Below are 18,923 nucleotides of genomic sequence, written 5' to 3' on the forward strand. Positions count from 1 at the left end.
CGCTTTCCACATCCAGGCGATGGACTGTCCGACAGAGCAGAGCCTGATTCAGAGCAAGCTTGGCTCGCTGGCCGGGATACACCAGCTCGACTTTAACTTGATGACTCGCGTTCTAGGGGTACAGCACAGTCTCCCTTCGGTCACCCCCATCATTGATGTGATCGCCTCCCTGGGTATGCAGGCCGAGCCCACGGACGCTCATGTACAAACACGAATTCGCATCGAGCAGATGGACTGTCCTACTGAGGAGAAGCTCATTCGCGACAAGCTCGCTAACCAGAAAGGCATCAGCAATCTGCAGTTCAACCTGCTGCAACGCACTCTGGTCGTAGACCATGTTCCAGAGCTGTTACCTCAGCTCATGGCAGCCATCCAGGAGCTCGGGCTTTCACCGGTTGTCGAGGAGAGTGCCGACCGCCAGGAACCTACCCCAACGAAGAAGAAGCATTGGTGGCCGCTGGCGATCGCGGGGATCGCTGCGGTTTCAGCCGAAATAATCCACTTTGGGCAGTTGGCCCCCGAATGGGCGGTTGCAGCCTTAGCAATAGTGGGGATAGCGCTAAGTGGGCTCGGTACCTACAAGAAGGGCTGGATTGCGCTCAAGAACCGCAACCTGAACATCAATGCCCTCATGAGCATTGCTGTAACCGGTGCCGTATTGATTGGCCAATGGCCCGAAGCGGCCATGGTTATGGTGCTCTTCGCGGTAGCCGAGGTTATTGAAGCGCGCTCACTGGAGCGTGCACGTAACGCCATCCGTGGACTCATGGACTTAAGCCCCGAGCGGGCCACTGTTTTGCAGGCGGATGGATCCTGGCTAGATGCGGACATCAAGGCGGTAGCACTTGGCGCTGTTGTTCGGGTACGGCCAGGTGAGCGAATTGGCTTGGATGGCGAGGTGACGGCAGGCACCTCCACCGTCAATCAAGCACCTATAACCGGCGAGAGCTTGCCGGTAGATAAGAGCATTGGAGATCAGGTTTTTGCGGGCACGATAAACGAGGCAGGGTCGTTGGAGTTCAGGGTAACAGCAGCGTCTACCAACACTACCCTGGCTCGGATCATTCATGCGGTGGAGGAGGCTCAGGGCTCTCGGGCGCCGACCCAACGTTTCGTTGACCGCTTTTCTCAGATCTACACCCCCGCCGTGTTCTTGGTGTCCCTAGGGGTCGCCTTGCTCCCACCGCTATTGCTGAGTGGCGCATGGCAGGAGTGGATCTATCGAGCGCTGGTATTGCTGGTCGTCGCGTGCCCATGCGCGCTGGTCATTTCCACTCCCGTTACCATCGTCAGCGGCCTGGCAGCGGCGGCTCGCAAAGGCATCCTCATCAAAGGTGGGGTCTATCTGGAGAGCGGCAAAGATCTGGCACTGCTTGCACTCGACAAGACTGGAACCATCACTCAAGGGAGGCCGGTTCAGACAGACTTCCTGCCGCTCAAAGAAACAGATATCGAAATGCATCGTGTCAGTGCCGCTAGCCTAGCTGCTCGCTCTGATCACCCGGTATCAAAAGCACTCGCTCGACATGCGATGGATAACGATGTGTCGCTACTGGACGTCAAGGAGTTTGAAGCGCTTCCTGGACGGGGAGTCAAAGGCCGTGTGAAAGGCCAACTGTTGTATCTAGGCAACCATCGTCTGGTTGAGGAGCTGGGGCTCTGTTCTAAGGAGCTGGAGCTTACGCTGGAGCGGCTGGAGCGTCAGGGTAAGACCGTCGTCATCCTGTGCGACGGCCAACAGCCCCTTGTTCTATTCGCAGTCGCAGACACCGTGAAAGAGACCAGTGCCGATGCCATGCGGCAGCTCCACGAGCTTGGGGTAAAGACATGTATGCTCAGTGGCGATAACGAGCACACAGCCCTGGCGATAGCCCAGCAGGTGGGTATTGATGAGGCTCGTGGCAACCTGTTGCCGGCAGACAAGCTCACAGTCATCGCTGAAATGCAGGCCCAAGGTTTAACGGTTGGCATGGTGGGAGACGGCATTAACGATGCCCCAGCGCTGGCAAAAGCTCAGATTGGCTTTGCCATGGGTAGCGCAGGGACCGACACGGCGATAGAAACCGCGGACGTTGCACTGATGGATGACGACTTGCGCAAGGTCGCTACGTTCGTCCGTCTATCTCGTAGTACTGCTGCCATCCTCAAGCAGAACATCGCCCTGGCACTTGGCATCAAGGCTATCTTCCTGGGCATAACCATCACAGGAGGCGCCACTATGTGGATGGCTGTCTTCGCTGACATGGGCGTCAGCCTGCTCGTGGTGTTTAACGGCCTGAGGCTGCTCAGACAATAATGGGAGGTAGCCATGCAATCTCAACTGAAATCAGCAATTGCAGAGGCCTTTGCGCAAGCCGATACGAACCTGCGGCTGAAGCAGCCTGGTAGAGCATTTGAGTGGTTAGAGCGCGCCCACATCCTGACTCAACGGCATCCCTACCTGCATGCAAAGTCACATTGGCTGATGCTACGCCTAGGCCTGCAGACCAAGGACTATCGGGAGGTCCTTGGGCAAATACCTCGCATAGTGGCTGCACTACTTTTCTCACGCATCTGGGTCCCCATTGGCAATACTGGGCGTGCACGAGTTAGCGCATTCCTCCCCATGCCCGTCCCAGAAGATCTGCAGCAGCTCCTCGCAAACGATAACTAAACCAGAACTGACTCCCTCGACTCTGCGCACCATTCGAGTGCGCCGCTGGGTGTCGTTTGTGCAAAAAATGTCAAATTAAGCAGCCCCATCCCTCATCTTTTCGAAGATTACAAAATTGTAATTTTCCAATCATCTTCAAGTTATCTACGGCTTGCAACGATAGGTGCGACCGCCTCTGGCTGCTCTCGCACCGGGGCTCAATACCTACAAGAACAGTCATGGCAAATATCCAATTCTGCCAAGAATAAAGGAGCAATTAATGAGCAAGACCAAATTATCTCTTGCAGTATTTTCGGCAATCATTGGAATCAGCCCCATGGTGGCCACTGCTGAGGAAACAAAAGGCGAGGGTTTCGTTGAAGGAAGCAGCCTTAATATCCTCAATCGAAATTTCTACATGAACCGTGACTTCCGAGATGGTCAGTCCAGCTCAACTGGAAATGGCTATTCCGAAGCATGGGCGCATGGCGTCATGGTGAACTTTGAGTCCGGCTTTACCGAGGGAACCGTCGGGGTGGGTATCGACGCGTTCGCCATGCTGGGCATCAAACTGGATACCGGTGATGGTCGCTTTGGCCCTGGCGGCAGCATCAACCTGCTTCCCGTGAACAGCGATGGGGAAGCGGAAGACGAGTACTCCAAGCTGGGCGGAGCTGTAAAAGCTCAGCTCTTCGATACGGTCATTAAGGCCGGCGATGTGTTCCCGATGACCCCGGTTCTTCACTATGGTGACTCTCGCCTCCTTCCGGAAACCTTCAAGGGTGTCACCGTCGTCAATAACAGCGTTGATGGTCTGACCCTGCAGGGTGGTCGAGTTCATGCGATGAGCCAACCGCAGCAGAGTGGCATGAGCGAAGACTTCGCCACCTTCTACGCCGGCGGCGTGGATGCACCTTGGGCGGCCTACTTTGGCGGCGACTACACCCTGAATGACAACCTGGCGTTTAGCCTTTACACCAGCCGCCTGGAAGATGCCTGGAATCAGCACTATGCCGGCATGTCCTGGAGCCACCCGCTTTCTGAGAGCGTCTCGTTGTTCGGCGGCCTGAACTACTACAAAGCCGTTGACCAGGGGCAGAAGCTGCTGGGCGAGTTCGACAACGACATCTACAGCGGCAAGGTCGGTGTGAAGTTCGGTGCCCACTCCCTGGCGTTGTCTCATCAGCGCAACAACGGCGACGATGACTTCGACTATCTGCGTCAGTCTGACTCGATCTTCCTCGATAACTCGATCCAGTACAGCGACTTCAACTCCCCGAATGAGCGTTCCTGGATGCTTCGCTACGATCTCGACATGGCCACCTTCGGTGTCCCTGGCCTGAGCTTCATGACCCGCTACGCCTTCGGTACCGACGCCGACTACTCCGATGCGAACAACGTGTACATGCGTCGTGATGAAAACGGCAACCCGCTGACCGATCAGAAGCGCTGGGAGCGAAACATCGAAGCGAAGTACGTAGTTCAGTCTGGCTCGCTGAAGGATATGTCCTTCCGCGTTCGCCAGATGACCACTCGTGCGACCGACTACGAGTCCGATCTGGATGAAGTTCGCCTGATTGTCGAGTACCCACTGGAAGTGCTCTGACTAGAAAGTGGAGCGGGCAACTACTTGCCCGCTCTCTCTAGCGCTGCATGTCAATATTGTAATTTTGAGCTCATGCTGCCGTTAGCTTCATTTTCGTAAAATCTAGGCATCTTCACAGAGCGCAAGCAAATAGCTCATTACAAACTGAACGAGGCCTGATTTATGAAGATCGCAAATATTGCACTTATTGGAATTCTCGCACTCGGTACTGCTACTTCTGCACTTGCAGAAGATGGCTACGGCCGCTCTTTGGAAGCGGTGAAAAAATTTCGGGAAAACCAAGAAAAAATTCACGGGAAAGACAACAAGGCATTTCAAGTAGAAAGCCAGAAAAGTGGAGCTACTGAAAAAGACGCCGCCAAAAGCAACAACACAACCAACGAAGACTGATTGTTTTTCCCCTACCGAGTCCACCTCTAGAAGCTCCACGAGCTCCTTTGGAAAGAGGTGTACCCTAAGCGCCCTTTAAGGGCGCTTTTTTTATGCCTTTCTTTGTCATCATGGCGCGCGACCATGAGAGCTCCTGCACTTACTTGAGGGTCAGTTGTAGGTTCAGCCAGATCTGCCCGTTCTTTATAGTCCTGGATGTCAACATTTTAATCTTGAGCTCACGCTCCGGTTAGTTTCATCTTTCTAAGATTTAGGCGTGTTCAAAGAGCGAAACCCAATAGCTCATCACCAACTGAGAGAGACCCAGCTTATGAAGATTGCACATGCAGCACTTATTGGAATTCTTGCCCTCAGCGTTACAGCTCCCGTGCTTGCGCGAGGTGATAGCCATAACCGTCACGAAATGGTAAAGCGATTCAAAGAGAATCAGAAAAAGATTTACGAAAAAGACAACCAGGCGGCACAAGCAGAAAGCCAGAAAAATAGCAGCACTAAGAAAGATACAGCCCAAGATAAAAATACAGCAAACGAACGCTGATAGCCTTTTCCCTGCCGAGTTCACCTCTAAAGGCTCCACGAGCTCCTTTGGAAAGATGTGTACACTTTGCGCCCTTCCTAGGGCGCTTTTTTATCCCTGTTGTGGCTCAATGATTCTGGACACCCCGATAAGGCGTTAAGCTTCGCCCAAAGTCGTGGTTCCGCAGGAGCCAGAACATTATCGGCAGCGCTGCGAATACAGGGTGTGCAGGTTGGTCACTTTCTGGCTGGACGCCTGATGAAAGAAGCCAGGCTATACAGCTGGCAATGTCGCAAGCATCGCCACCGCAAGGCCGATGGTGAAGGTGCCATTGCGGCCAACACACTGGATCGGCAGTTCACAGTGAGCAGCCCCAACCAAGTGTGGTGCGGTGATGTGACATACATCTGGGCGGGTAATCGTTGGATCTACCTGGCAGCAGTCATGGATTTGTATGCGCGCCGCATCGTCGGTTGGGCACTGCCCAATCGACCTGACTCGCAGCTCACGACACGCGCGTTACGCGTGGCCTACGAGTCCCGAGGTTGCCCGCAGCAGCTAATGTTTCACTCTGACCAGGGTTGCCACTACACCAGCATTGAATTTCGCCAGATGCTCTGGCGCTACCGTATCAAGCAGTGCATGAGCCGCCGCGGTAACTGCTGGGATAACGCGCCGATGGAGCGTTTTTCAGAAGCCTGAAAACGGAATGGTTGCCGGAGCATGGATATGCCAGCCAAGGGCAAGCGGAGGCTGATGTGCTGCGCTACCTGACGGATTACGCCTTGCGCTGGATGCAATAGATGGGGCAGATGCATACCCAGAAATGTTTGAATCTTCCTGGGCAGCCCAACCTGATTGGTTTGACGATCCGATGCGAGAAGACTAAAGATTTGGGCGGTTGCAGCGGGTCTAGATGTGGAGCAGACCACGGCTGAGACGAGCTCATCTGACATCGATGACATGCTCGAAGCCGATTGCAGGCTGTATTGGGGATTGGTGTTTCAGGTGCGCCCGCGCTCTTGAACGGCTAGCTGCTGCAGAAGTTCGGCCCAGGAGTCCTGCGCAAAATGGCTCTCGATGAGATTACGAAAGCGAAGGTGGGTTGACCATGCGGTGGTCCATACCGCCTGGGGCACGGACCACCTGGTTCATTTGAGTGACGTCATCCCTTGTGCAAGGCTACATCTCCATCGGTTTCCGACGACTCAGCATCCTCTTCCTCATCCCGTCGGTGTACCCACTGATACAGCACTGGCAGTACCAAGAGCGTGAGGGTGGTGGAGGATAGAATCCCTCCGATGACGACTGATGCCAGAGGTCGCTGAACTTCGGCCCCGGTACCTGTCGCCAGCGCCATTGGCACAAAGCCCAGCGACGCCACCAACGCTGTCATCAAGACCGGCCGCAAGCGAGTCAGAGCACCTTCAATGATTGCCTCGTGCAGCGTCCTTCCTTCCTCACGCAGATTACGGATGAAGGAAATCATCACCAAGCCGTTCAGAACCGCGACGCCCGACAAGGCAATGAAGCCGACGCCAGCCGAGATGGACAGGGGGATATCTCGCAGCCAAAGGGCTAGTACACCGCCAGTCAATGCGAAGGGAATGCCGGTGAACACAACCAGGCCATCCTTGACGTTATTGAACATCATGAAGAGCAAGGTGAAGACCAAGAGCAGAGCGACCGGGACTACGATCTGCAGCCGCTTGGCTGCTGACTGCAGCTGCTCAAACTGACCACCCCAGGTGGTCCAATATCCGGCCGGAACCTTCACATCCTGCAGCAGGCGATCGCTGGCCTCTTGAACAAAGGATCCGATATCCCGTCCTCGCACGTTGGCACTGACCACCACCAGGCGTTTACCGTTCTCACGGCTGACTTGGTTAGGGCCAAGTACGAGGTCGAGGCTGGCGACTTCTGATAGTGAGATGAACGATATCTGCTCTGCCGCTCCGCCTGATGGCGCAGGAACTGGAATCAGCAGGCGCGAAAGGCCCTCGATATCCGTACGCAGCCGATCCGAGAGCCGCACCACCATGTCAAAGCGACGGTCGCCATCGAACAAGGTGCCTGCACGCTGGCCTCCTACCGCGAAAGCGATAGTGTCTTGAACATCGCCTACGTTCAGGCCAAAGCGAGCAGCCTTGTCACGATCAATGTTGATGGTTAGCACGGGCAGCCCAGTGGTTTGCTCAACCTTTACCTCGGAAGCGCCCTCTACTTTCTCCAAGGTTTCCGCAATCTCAGCAGCAGTGCTGTTGAGCACACCCATATCGTCACCAAACACCTTCACCGCGACGTCACTGCGTACACCTGAAATCAGCTCGTTGAAGCGCAACTGGATGGGTTGAGAAAGCTCGTAGTTGCTACCTGGAACTTCCGCACTCACACGCTGCAGGTCAGCTATCAACTCTTCTCGCGACTTGTCCGGATCAGGCCACTGGTCCTTGGGCTTGAGCATGACGTAGGCATCCGAGATGTTCGGCGGCATTGGGTCAGAGGCGATCTCAGCGGTACCGGTCCGGGCAAATACCCTCTCGATCTCCGGCACCTTCTCTACCAGTCTCTTTTCCAGGCGCGCCTGCATCTCCACCGACTGCGTCAGGCTAGTTCCTGGTACGCGCAATGCCTGCAAAGCAAAGTCCCCCTCGCTGAGGCTAGGGATGAACTCGCTGCCCATGCGACCTGCCAATACACCGGACAACACCACCAAGGTAACTGCGCCGGCAAATACTGCGGTTCGGTTGCCCATGACCCAGCCCAGTACCGGCTCGTAGCCTTTGCGGGCGGCACGCATAACGAAGTTCTCTTCCTCTTTGACCTTGCCGGTGATGAAGAGCGCAATTGCAGCTGGAACAAAGGTCACGGAAAGAATCATCGCCCCGAACAGAGCAATCACCACAGTGAACGCCATGGGGTGGAACATCTTCCCTTCGACCCCTGTCAGCGCAAAGATCGGAAGGTAGACCACCATGATGATTAGCTGGCCGAAGATCAGGGCCCTGCGCGCCTCTCGCGAGGCGGCAAACACTTCATGCAAGCGTTCGGAACGGGTAAGCATCCGGCCATGGTGCTGTTGCGCATGAGCCAGCCGGCGAATGGCGTTCTCGACAATGACCACCGCGCCATCAACGATGATGCCGAAGTCCAAAGCACCGAGGCTCATCAGGTTAGCGCTCACCTTGTTGGTGAACATCCCAGTGAAGGTGAAGAGCATCGACAGCGGGATCACCATCGCGGTGATGATCGCTGCGCGAATATTGCCGAGGAACAGGAAAAGGATGGCGATTACCAGGATCGCGCCCTCGATGAGGTTCTTCTTAACCGTAGCGATGGCCTTGTCCACCAGATCGGTTCGGTCGTAGACCGTGATGGCTACTACCCCATCTGGGAGCGATCGATTGATCTGCTCCAGCTTGGCGGCAACTGCCTGCGAGACGCTGCGACTGTTCTCGCCAATGAGCATGAACACCGTGCCGAGCACAACTTCGCGACCGTTTTCGGTGGCAGCTCCAGTACGCAGTTCTCGGCCAATCTGCACATCCGCAATATGGCTGACCCGAATGGAGGTCCCGTCGACGTTGCTAATTACAATGTTGGCGATGTCCGCTGCAGTGGCGACCTGACCGGGAGCCCGAATCAGCAGCTGCTCGCCACTGCGCTCGATATAACCGGCACCAACGTTGGCATTGTTGCGTTCAAGCGCAGTGACCAGGTCTCCCAAGGTGAGCTTATAAGCGGCCAAACGCTTGGGGTCCGGGGCGATCTGGTATTCCTTCGCGAAGCCACCGATGGTGTTGATCTCGGCCACGCCTGGAACATTGCGCAGCTGAGGTTTGATGATCCAATCCTGGATTACCCGCAGGTCGGTGGGCGTGTATGGCGTGCCGTCCTCCTTCAACGCCCCCTCTCTAGCCTCGACCGTCCACAAGAAGATCTCACCCAATCCTGTCGAGATTGGACCCATGATTGCCTCTGCTCCTTCTGGCAGTTGTTCGCGGGCAACCTGCAGGCGCTCATTGACGAGCTGGCGGGCAAAGTAGAGATCCGTGCCGTCTTCGAAGATTACGGTCACCTGCGACAAACCAGAGCGCGATAGCGACCTGGTCTGTTTGAGGTGCGGTAAGCCGGCCATGGCCGTCTCGATCGGAAAGGTAATGCGCTGCTCGGTTTCTAGAGGTGAGAAGCCTGCTGCTGCGGTATTGATCTGTACCTGAACGTTGGTGATATCAGGGACAGCGTCTATGGGGAGCTTCTGGTAGCTGGCAATACCTAAGCCAGCCATCGCCAGTACGGCAAGCATCACGATGATGCGCTGCTCGATAGCGAACTGAATTATGCGTTCGAACATACGAATTTCCCGTCAATGGCAGGTCAGTGGGCGTGGTCGGCGGAGCCTTTGCCCAGCTCGGACTTGAGGATGAAGCTCCCTTCTGTCGCTACCTGCGCTCCGGCGGCCAAGCCTTGGGTAATTTCCACAGCCCCTTCGCTACGGGCGCCTAGCACCACGGGAAGCGCCACGAATCCATCGTCCACGCGAACGAAAACCGTGGGTTTCTCTTCGATGGTCTGAATTGCCTGGACTGGAACGGTGACGTTGGCCTGGCGGGAGTCGGCTGACAACGCGACGGATACGAAGAGGCCTGGGCGCCATGCGCCATTTGGATTTTCGAGAGTGGCGCGGGCAGTCGCCGTGCGTGTCTGCTCGCCAAGCAAGTTACCCACGTACGAAACGTTGCCTACAACCTCAGCCTCCAGCTCCGGGGCACTGATCTTGACCGGCTTGCCGACCTGGACCTTGCCCAAGTCCCGCGGTGCAACACTGAAGGTTGCCCAGACACGGCCGAGATCTGAAATGGTGAAGGCGTTGCTCGCCTCGTTCACAACCTCGCCAAGCACTAGGTGCTTTTCCACCACGATGCCATCGAACGGGGCCCTTAGCTCGTAGCGGTTCCCCCCCGCAAGAGCAACGTTTTCGCCCAGGGCTCCCATTTTCTGACGAGCATTGCTGAGAGCAATTTCTGCCTCCTGTAGCGCCTGGCGGGCCTGCAGGTAATCCTGTTCTGCAGAAATCTTCTCCTTCCACAGTTGCTGCTCTCGCTCAAAGGTTGTGCGGGCCAGTTCGACCCTGCGCTGGGCCGCAGCAAACTCACTACGCTGATCTGATATTTGCTGGCTTGCGATAACAGCCAGGAGTTGCCCCTTCTTAACTGACTCTCCCAGGTTGACCTGGACGCTTTCCACGACACCAGCAGTTCGAGGAACCACGTGAGCCGTATGGTCCTCATCGAAGCGAATCTCACCGGGAAGGCTGATGGTAGTGCTCATAGCTCCGGCAGTAGCCTTCACCAACTGGATTCCGGCGGCATCGATTTGCTCGTTGCTGAGCTCGATGAGTCCCTCCTCTTTGGCGTAGCTGAAACGATAGGCCCTCCCTTCTCGCTCAATCAGAATGCGAGCCTCGAAGTAGTGCGGCTCGGCGATACCCATGGCACTGACAAAGGCATCGCCCTTGGGCTCGAATCGGAGCGTATTCACTTCACCTGAAGGACGTCTGACCTCCATGGACACCCGGGTATTCTCCCCGGGCACAATCTGCTGCCCTTCCTGTGCTAGATACAGCGACATGGGAGCACTTCCATCCTGACTCTCTGGCGCAACTAGCTCGGCACTGAAGTTGTCCTGACTGAACAGCGTTCCTCCGTTTGGACCGCGAGAGTGATGCTCGGTATCTCCATGTTCATCAGCATCGCCGTGACCCTGCTTTGCTTCTTCGCCATGGTGCTCTGTGTCCTGATGGCTGCTTGTCTCGGCGTGCTCATCCGATTCATGGCCTTTCTCCTCATTCATGAGGGTTACTCCGCCACCAATAAGCCCTATGCCCGCAATGATCGCGAGTACGAGGGGTAATTTTTTGCTCATAAGCAACTCCTAAAGGAAATGCAGCGACCCGCACTCCAGATGCGGGTCACCAAGACGGTCGGTAGGAACTCGGCGGCTCAACGTGCAGCGGGGATGGCTGATACATCGCCATACACGCGCTCTAACTGCACCCATGCCGCGGTGGCTGAGGCCAGGGCGTCGACATACTGCGTGCGGGCACCAATCAACGTGCGCTGAGCATCCAGCACATCGAGAAAAGCGAATTTGCCCATCTCAAATCCGCGGGTAGCGCTATCAACAGCGCTCTTGGCCGATGGGAGAATCGTCTGGTCGAACGAGTTGATCTCCTCCTTCGCAACGACCCACTGATCCATGGCTTGCTCTACATCTGCCCTGAGGCGTAGCTCGGTCGCGTTGCGCAGGTCGCGGGCTTGGTCGGCGCGACGTGCAGCGGAGAGAATGTTGCCCTGGTTACGATTGAAGAGAGGGATCGGCATCGATAGGCCAACTACGTTGACTCGCTCCCGATCTTCAGCGCTGTATTGGCTGCCCAGGCTCACATTCAGGTCTGGAATGCGCTGGGTCTTTTCCAGCTCGAATGAAGCCTCTTGCTGATCCACAGACAGCCGGGCTAGGCGCATTTCTGCGGTTGTCTCCAAGGCAGACCACAGCTGATTGACTGTTGGCGGTTCTGGGATGCTGGTCGCACTCCCAACAACCCTGATGTCTGCGTTGCCACCGATGACAGCCTGCAGTCGAGAATGGGCTCTAGCCTGATCCCGTTGAGCTCGACGTAGCTCAAGTCGGACCTCAGAGAGCTGCACCTGGGCCCGAGTTAGCTCAACTGGTGAAACCTTGCCCGCCTTGACTCGCCCCTCGGCCCCCTGAACTCCTCGCTCAGCCAGCGCGAGAGATTGCTCCGCCAGCTCGACGCGCATCCTTGCTTGCAGGTTGTCGTAGAACGACTGGATGACATCGGCGCGCAGCTCATTCTGGCTGCGCTCTAGCTCGACCGATGCCGCACTCTGCCCCTTCTCCGCTAGCTCGATGCGTGCCCCTCGCTTTCCCCCAAGCTCAATCGGCTGCGTAATCTGGGTGGTAGTGGTCCGCGTGTTGCTGCGGGTGTCTTCCACCTCCCATGACAGCTCTGGGTTTGGCAGCAGGCCGGCTTGCTGCCGCTCGCCCAAAGAGATGTCTACCAATCGGCTCGCAGCCGAGAGAGTCGGACTGTTGTCTTGCGCCTGGCGCAATGCTTCAGCCAGCGACAGCTCCGAGGACGCAGCGACTGCTGGCCGGCCAACCACCCATAGGGACACCAGTAACACCGGAAGCAACTTCCGATAAAAACCTGCAACACCACCATCGCAAGAGAGCAAGGGTTAATCCTCCGCAACCAATGATCATCCCTGACTAAAACGGCTCGACCCGGCAGTAGCGGTCAGCTGATGAAGACAGGAAATGAGTTAGCCGCAGAATTTAGATATCAGTTCATATCGCCAAGGTGACTGGAAAATTACAAATATGTAATCAAGGCCTACAGGCTATTTCGCTGTATTAAGATGCCCCCATCAGAGAGTCCTGTGAAGTTACATGCTGATACAAATATAGCGTCAGCGAAGGAACCTTTAGGGAAATCAGTAACCCCACCAGGGAAATCTGCCTGAAATACTCGCTAAATGTGACAGCTTGTCGCAATGCCAGTCACAGCAAGGCTTGCGCATTGACCCTGTAGCCGCTACAGGCTTTAGGATTGTCTACTCCTATCGTGCGCTAAAAGCCTCTTCATGCCACGTCATTATTAATTTATGAAACTTTACGCGGCCCAATAAACAACAATATGCCGCCTGCCTGGGTAAATTTAATATGCGAATCCTAGTTATCGAGGACGAGCCCAAAACTGCCGAATATCTGCATCAAGGACTGACCGAGAGTGGCTATGTAGTCGACAAGGCCTCTACTGGATTAGATGGTCTTCATCTTGTGCGCCAACACACTTACGACTTGGTCATTCTGGATGTAAACCTTCCAGAGATAGATGGCTGGGGCGTATTAGAAAACCTTCGCCGTGATAACAACACAAGGGTCATGATGCTCACCGCCAGAGGAAGGCTGGCAGACAAGATCAAGGGCCTGGACCTAGGTGCGGATGACTACTTGGTGAAGCCCTTTGAGTTTCCTGAGCTGCTGGCCCGAGTTCGCACCCTTCTGCGTCGCAGCGAGCAGGCTCCGGCACCAGAAACTCTACGTGTAGCAGACCTAGAGCTGGACCCTGCCAGACATCGAGCCTTCCGCGGTGAGCAACGGATAGACCTGACGACCAAAGAGTTTGCGCTGCTGCACTTGTTGATGAGGCGTTCGGGTGAGGTGCTTTCACGCACTCAGATCATTTCGTTGGTGTGGGACATGAACTTCGATTGCGACACCAATGTGGTCGAAGTCTCCATCCGCCGCTTGCGCGCCAAAATCGATGACGCCTTTGAAAGGAAGCTCATCCATACCCTCAGAGGGGTTGGTTATGTACTCGAGGAGCGGGGATGAAACCTGCCAGCCTCTCCATGCGATTAGGGCTATCTGTCGCCCTGATGGGAGCCGCATTGGTGGTGCTCCTGGCCGCCCTTGCTTACTTCTCGCTGACGCACGAGCTGGCCTCGCTGGCCCGAAGCAGCCTGAACGGCAAGCTTGAGCAGATCCAGCACCGACTCAAAGAAGATTCGATATCGAGTGCCGACATCGCCAAGCAACCGCATGGACTGCTCGACCTTGTTGTAGGCCACGACAACCTACAACTTGCCATCTATGAGCGAGGGCCTGAAGGGAAGAAGCTGCTGAGCGTTAGCAACAGGTCGAACGCTCCGAAACTGCATTCTGAAGGCGCCGTGGGCGTTTTCTTCCACGAATGGCTGGATAGCACCAAGCACAGTTTTCTGACGGCCTCGAAGCATGTGCGCTTGAAAGATGGCAATGAAGTCACGATCCAGCTCTCTATAGATCGCTCTGCAGACGACGCACTGCTAACGGCGTACCTGCGATCCACCATGATCGCCTTGCCTTTTCTTCTGCTCTTCATTGGCGTTGGAGCTTGGTGGATTGTCCAACGCGGATTGTCACCGCTGCGCCAGTTCAGAAAAATAGCGTCACAGGTTTCCACTCAGGACCTGACCCATCGCATACCAATAGATCGACTGCCTCAAGAGCTAAGCGAGCTGGCACACGGCATCAACTTCATGCTCCATCGCCTGGACAGTGGCGTTCAACAGCTCTCGCAGTTTTCTGACGACCTGGCCCACGAGCTACGTTCCCCCATCAGCAATCTGATGGGTAAGGCTCAAGTAACGCTTTCACGAGAGCGTCCACCAGAAGAGTACAAGGCGGTCCTTGAATGCTGTACCGAGGAGCTTGGGCGCGTGACACGCATTGTCTCGGACATGCTCTTCCTCGCTCAGGTAAGTCACCCCGCTTCGTTGGTGCCTTTCGAGCGAATTGATTTAGACGACGAAGCACGGCGAGTTGTAGACCTCCTCTCTATCTCCGCCGAGGAAAAGCAGATTGCGATAGACATCAGTGGGGCAGGCCACACCTTCGGTGATCGATTGATGATCCAAAGGGCCGTCTCGAACCTCTTGTCGAACGCCATACGTCACAGCCCCCGCAACAGCAGCATCTCGCTGCTGATTGAAAAGCAGCATGAGACGGTCTCGCTGTCTGTTGGCAATCCAGGGATTGGTATCCCAGCCCAGCACATTCCTCATCTGTTCGAGCGCTTCTACAGAGTAGATACCAGTAGATCCCGAGCAGAGGGAGGCACGGGCCTGGGATTGGCCATCGTGCGCTCCATCATGAGCCTGCACCAAGGCACCGTCGATGTGTCCAGCGTGCCGGGCAACTACACCGTTTTCCGATTGTTGTTCCCTCGCGCGCCAGAAACTCCAACGAGCCTGGTGCGTGCCGGAATCGGAAAGCAGAGAAGACAGCTGAGCTGACTTCTATCGCCTTAGCCGCTGTGATCTCACATACGGCTGAGCCGCCTTTACCCCGGAGCATCACCATGAAAAAAATAAGTGCCTCCCTAGCACTGGGACTTTTGAGCCAGCATGTATACGCCGCCGGCTTCATCGAAGACAGCAAGGCCAGCCTCGGCCTGCGCAATTTCTACATCAACCAGGACACCCGCAACGCGGACGGCGCCACCCAGGAAGAATGGGGTCAGGGCTTCCAGTTCAACTACATCTCCGGCTACACCGAGGGGACCGTCGGCTTCGGCGTCGACGCTCTCGGCCTGCTCGGCGTCAAGCTGGATTCCGGCAAGGGTCGCCATTACAACCCCGACTCCAGCAAATACGGCGGCACCGTGTTCCCCACCGACGAGAACGGTCGCGCGGTGGACAACTTCGGCAGCCTGGGGCTGACCGGCAAGGTGCGTCTGTCGAAGACCGAGGCACGCATCGGTACCCTGCAGCCCAAGCTGCCGGTGGTCACCTTCAGCGACGGTCGCCTGCTACCGCAGACCTTCGAGGGTGGCCAGATCACTTCAGCCGAGATCGACAACCTGACCCTGGTCGGCGGCCAGCTGGAACACGCCAAGGGGCGCAGTTCGAGCAACAACGAAGGCCTGTCCATCTCCGGAGCCAACAACGCCAAGACCGGCCAGTTCAGCAACAAGTTCTACTACGCCGGTGGCGACTACAAGATCGGCAAGGACCTGCTGGCGCAGTACTACTACGGCGAGCTGAACGAGTTCTACCGCCAGCACTTCCTCGGCCTGACCCACAGCCTGGCCATCGGCCCGGGCGCGCTGAAATCCGACCTGCGCTACTTCAAGAGCGACGCCGACGGCAAGAACGACAGCGCCGCCGGGGTGGCCAAAGGCTATGCCAGCACTGGCTACTACGGTCTGAACGCGGCCGGCAAGGCGATCACCAAGGGCGAAGTGGACAACGACACCTGGAGCGCCCTGTTCACCTACAGCCTCGGCGGCCACGGGCTGAGCGCCGGCTACCAGGAAGTCTCCGGCGACAGCAACTTCCCCTACCTGAACCAGGGCGACGGCGCCACCGCCTACCTGATCACCGACCGGCAGATCGGCAAGTTCGCCAGTGCCGGCGAGCGCACCTGGCTGGCCGAGTACGGCTACGACTTCACCAAGGCCGGCGTACCAGGTCTGAAGGCCACTGTCACCTATCTATCCGGCGACAACATCGATTCGGCCGACGGCGAGAAGAAGGAATGGGAACGCGACTTCCGCCTCGACTACGTGCTTCAGGACGGTGCCCTCAAAGGCCTCGGTTTCTCCTGGCGTAACGCCAGCCTGCGTGGCAACACCAGCGCCGCCGACCAGGACGAGAACCGCCTGATCGTCAGCTACAGCCTGCCGATACTCTGAGCTAGCCCCAAGAGGAGCCTCGCCTGATGGCGAGGCTCTTAGATTGCTATGTCGTGGGCGATGGGGAATGCCCCTACGATGAAATGGCGTCAGCTTGCCCTTCGTCGACCGAGGCAAACGATGTTAGCTACCGCAAGGTCTAATCGATCCGTGACTGCCGCAGCCGTAAGGCGTTAAACACCACGGACGCGGAGCTGACACTCATCGCCAGCGCAGCGATCAAGGGCGACAGAAGATGTCCTGTCAGCGGATACAGCAGCCCGGCCGCTAGCGGGATTCCCATCGCGTTGTAGAGGAATGCAAAGGCAAGGTTCTGCCTCATGTTCTTCACCGTGGCCACCGACAAGGTGCGCGCCCGCAGGATGCCCATCAGGTCTCCCTTGACCAGGGTCACCTGGGCGCTGTTCATCGCCACGTCGGTGCCCGTGCCCATAGCGATGCCTACGTCGGCCCTGGCCAAGGCCGGCGCATCGTTGATGCCGTCGCCCGCCATGGCAACACGCCGGCCATAGCTCTGCAGTTCGGCGACTAATTTCTCCTTGTCCTGCGGTTTCACCTCGCCATGCACCTCCTCGATGCCTAACTGCTTCGCCACGGCTCTTGCTGTGGTGAGGCCATCGCCAGTGGCCATGATGACCTTCACGTCAGCGTTCTGGAGTTGAGCAACAGCCTGTTGGGAGGTCGGTTTGATTGGATCGGAAACGGCCAGGAGACCCGCCAGGCGACCATCGACGGCCAGATAGATGATGCTGATGCCCTCCAGGCGCAGTTGCTCTGCACGGTTACGCAGCGGAGTAATATCGACGCCCGCCTCCTCCATCAACGCTGTGTTCCCAAGCTGCAGTTGATGGCCATCGACCTGTCCGCGTACACCAATACCTGAGCCAGATTCGAAGGTCTCCGGTTTCACCAGGGCAAGACCCTGTTCACGCGCATGATCGACAATGGCATGCGCCAGCGGATGCTCGCTGCCCTGGTCGAGGCTTGCGGCCAAGCGCAGAACCTCGACCGAGTCGAACGGCCCGGTTCCCTCTGCACTATGAAAGGCCGGCCGCCCCTGCGTCAGGGTCCCGGTCTTGTCGACGATCAAAGTGTCGATTTTGCAGAGGTTCTCGATAGCGCTGGCATCACGGAACAACACACCGCTGCTGGCGGCCTTGCCGGTCGCGACCATGACCGACATCGGCGTTGCCAAGCCCAGGGCGCATGGGCAGGCAATGATCAGTACGGCCACGGCGTTGATCAGGCCAAATACCCAACCTGATTCCGGCCCGAACAACCCCCAGCCAAAAAATGTCAGGATCGCGATCAGGATCACCCCCACCACGAAATACCCTGCCACGGCATCGGCCATACGCTGCATGGGCGCCTTGGAGCGCTGGGCCTTAGCCACCATCTGGACGATCTGCGACAACATGGTTTCGGCGCCCACCTTCTGCGCTTCCATCACCAGACTGCCGTGGGTGTTCAGGGTGGCACCGATGAGGGTATCCCCTGCCCGCTTGGTGACGGGCACCGGCTCGCCGGTGAGCATCGACTCGTCGACAGCGCTCTCGCCCTCCAGCACGGTGCCATCCACCGGGACTTTTTCGCCCGGCCGGACACGCAAGTGGTCACCCTGATGGACGTGGGTCAGCGGAATATCTTCTTCCTGGCCGTCAGGCCTGATGCGCCGGGCAGTCTTGGGGGCCAATCCCAGCAGTGACTTAATGGCGGCAGAGGTCTGCGAGCGGGCTTTGAGTTCGAGCATCTGGCCCAACAGCGTGAGCGAGATGATCACCGCGGCGGCCTCGAAGTAGACGCCGATGCGTCCATCCTGAACGAAGGCCGCCGGGAACCACTGCGGCACCAGGGTGGCTGCCACGCTGTAGAGGTAGGCGGCTGCAGTTCCTAATCCGATCAGGGTCCACATATTAGGGCTGCGTTGCCGGATGGAGTCTATTCCGCGAGTGAAAAATACCCAGCCACCCCAAAGCGTCACGGGCGTTGCCAGAACCAGCTCAACCCAGTTCTGGGATGTTCCATGGAACAGCTGCAAGGAATGACCAGCCATCGCCAGCACGGTCACGATGACGGTCAATGGCAGGGTCCACCAGAACCGTCGCGAAAAGTCTTTCAGCTCCGGATTTTCTTCGTCCTCCAGCTCTGGAATGACGGGTTCGAGCGTCATCCCACAGATCGGGCAGTTGCCAGGGCTCGGTTGGCGAATCTCGGGATGCATCGGGCAGGTGTATTCAGCCCCCAGTCCTGCCTGAGTTGAGTACTCTGGCCGAGCGGCATGCTGGTGGTGCCCGGCATGCGATTGATGGCTCATGTACTGATGAGGGGCTGCCTGGAACTTCTCCTGGCATTTTGTACTGCAGAACCGATAGGCCCTTCCCTCAAAGTTCTCCTGGTAAGGACTATCAGATTTGACCTCCATGCCACACACCGGATCGCGTGGGCTCTCTGGATGGCCGTGCGAGTGATGTGCATGGCCCTGGTCATGATGGCAGGAGGTCTTTTGCATTCG

12 protein-coding genes and 1 pseudogene are annotated in these 18,923 nt (G+C 57.0%); 9 read left to right on the top strand and 4 right to left on the bottom strand.

The window, feature by feature from the left end:
- The first annotated feature begins 19 nt into the window (after positions 1-19).
- From P7A97_RS15970 to P7A97_RS15995, 6 genes and pseudogenes are all read left to right on the top strand, one after another.
- Complete coding sequence (locus P7A97_RS15970; protein WP_043217286.1) at positions 20-2,296, top strand: heavy metal translocating P-type ATPase; 2,277 nt, start codon at positions 20-22, stop codon at positions 2,294-2,296.
- Between the two features lie 12 nt (positions 2,297-2,308).
- Positions 2,309-2,653 (top strand): DUF3703 domain-containing protein, encoded by a 345-nt coding sequence (locus P7A97_RS15975; protein WP_095938464.1) that lies wholly within the window; start codon positions 2,309-2,311, stop codon positions 2,651-2,653.
- Between the two features lie 316 nt (positions 2,654-2,969).
- A complete protein-coding gene (locus P7A97_RS15980) occupies positions 2,970-4,238 on the top strand; it encodes an OprD family porin (protein WP_052520214.1) in 1,269 nt (422 codons plus the stop codon).
- A 162-nt stretch (positions 4,239-4,400) separates the two neighbouring features.
- Positions 4,401-4,628 carry a hypothetical protein gene (locus P7A97_RS15985; RefSeq protein ID WP_277691009.1) on the top strand — a complete coding sequence of 76 codons (228 nt, stop codon included), beginning with the start codon at positions 4,401-4,403 and terminating at the stop codon, positions 4,626-4,628.
- A 310-nt stretch (positions 4,629-4,938) separates the two neighbouring features.
- Positions 4,939-5,166 (top strand): hypothetical protein, encoded by a 228-nt coding sequence (locus P7A97_RS15990; protein WP_021703091.1) that lies wholly within the window; start codon positions 4,939-4,941, stop codon positions 5,164-5,166.
- 150 nt (positions 5,167-5,316) lie between these two features.
- A pseudogene (locus P7A97_RS15995) lies at positions 5,317-5,864 on the top strand (IS3 family transposase); the annotation flags it as partial.
- Between the two features lie 446 nt (positions 5,865-6,310).
- Here the strand turns inward: P7A97_RS15995 and P7A97_RS16000 are convergent.
- The 3 genes from P7A97_RS16000 to P7A97_RS16010 all read right to left on the bottom strand — a co-directional run bounded on the left by P7A97_RS16000 (position 6,311) and on the right by P7A97_RS16010 (position 12,356).
- A complete protein-coding gene (locus P7A97_RS16000) occupies positions 6,311-9,499 on the bottom strand; it encodes a CusA/CzcA family heavy metal efflux RND transporter (RefSeq protein WP_074918641.1) in 3,189 nt (1,062 codons plus the stop codon).
- Between the two features lie 23 nt (positions 9,500-9,522).
- Positions 9,523-10,776: an efflux RND transporter periplasmic adaptor subunit gene (locus P7A97_RS16005; RefSeq protein ID WP_021703094.1), complete on the bottom strand. Its 1,254-nt coding sequence runs from the start codon at positions 10,774-10,776 to the stop codon at positions 9,523-9,525.
- Positions 10,777-11,147: 371 nt separating this feature from the next.
- Positions 11,148-12,356, bottom strand: coding sequence for a TolC family protein (locus P7A97_RS16010; RefSeq protein WP_228723613.1), 1,209 nt, complete (start codon positions 12,354-12,356; stop codon positions 11,148-11,150).
- 538 nt (positions 12,357-12,894) lie between these two features.
- On the opposite strand from P7A97_RS16010, the gene P7A97_RS16015 reads away from it, so the two are divergent.
- From P7A97_RS16015 to P7A97_RS16025, 3 genes are all read left to right on the top strand, one after another.
- Positions 12,895-13,569: a heavy metal response regulator transcription factor gene (locus P7A97_RS16015; protein WP_277691011.1), complete on the top strand. Its 675-nt coding sequence runs from the start codon at positions 12,895-12,897 to the stop codon at positions 13,567-13,569.
- A complete protein-coding gene (locus P7A97_RS16020) occupies positions 13,566-15,011 on the top strand; it encodes a heavy metal sensor histidine kinase (RefSeq protein WP_277691012.1) in 1,446 nt (481 codons plus the stop codon). The genes P7A97_RS16015 and P7A97_RS16020 overlap by 4 nt, the downstream gene beginning before the upstream one ends.
- A gap of 65 nt (positions 15,012-15,076) precedes the next feature.
- Entirely contained in the window at positions 15,077-16,411 is a 1,335-nt protein-coding gene (locus tag P7A97_RS16025; RefSeq protein WP_021703182.1) for an OprD family porin, read from the top strand.
- Positions 16,412-16,550: 139 nt separating this feature from the next.
- On the opposite strand, the gene P7A97_RS16030 is transcribed toward P7A97_RS16025, so the two are convergent.
- Entirely contained in the window at positions 16,551-18,920 is a 2,370-nt protein-coding gene (locus P7A97_RS16030) for a heavy metal translocating P-type ATPase (RefSeq protein WP_277691013.1), read from the bottom strand.
- Positions 18,921-18,923 lie beyond the last annotated feature (3 nt).

The sequence above is a fragment of the Pseudomonas sp. GOM6 genome, assembly GCF_029537485.1.
Lineage (GTDB): Bacteria > Pseudomonadota > Gammaproteobacteria > Pseudomonadales > Pseudomonadaceae > Aquipseudomonas.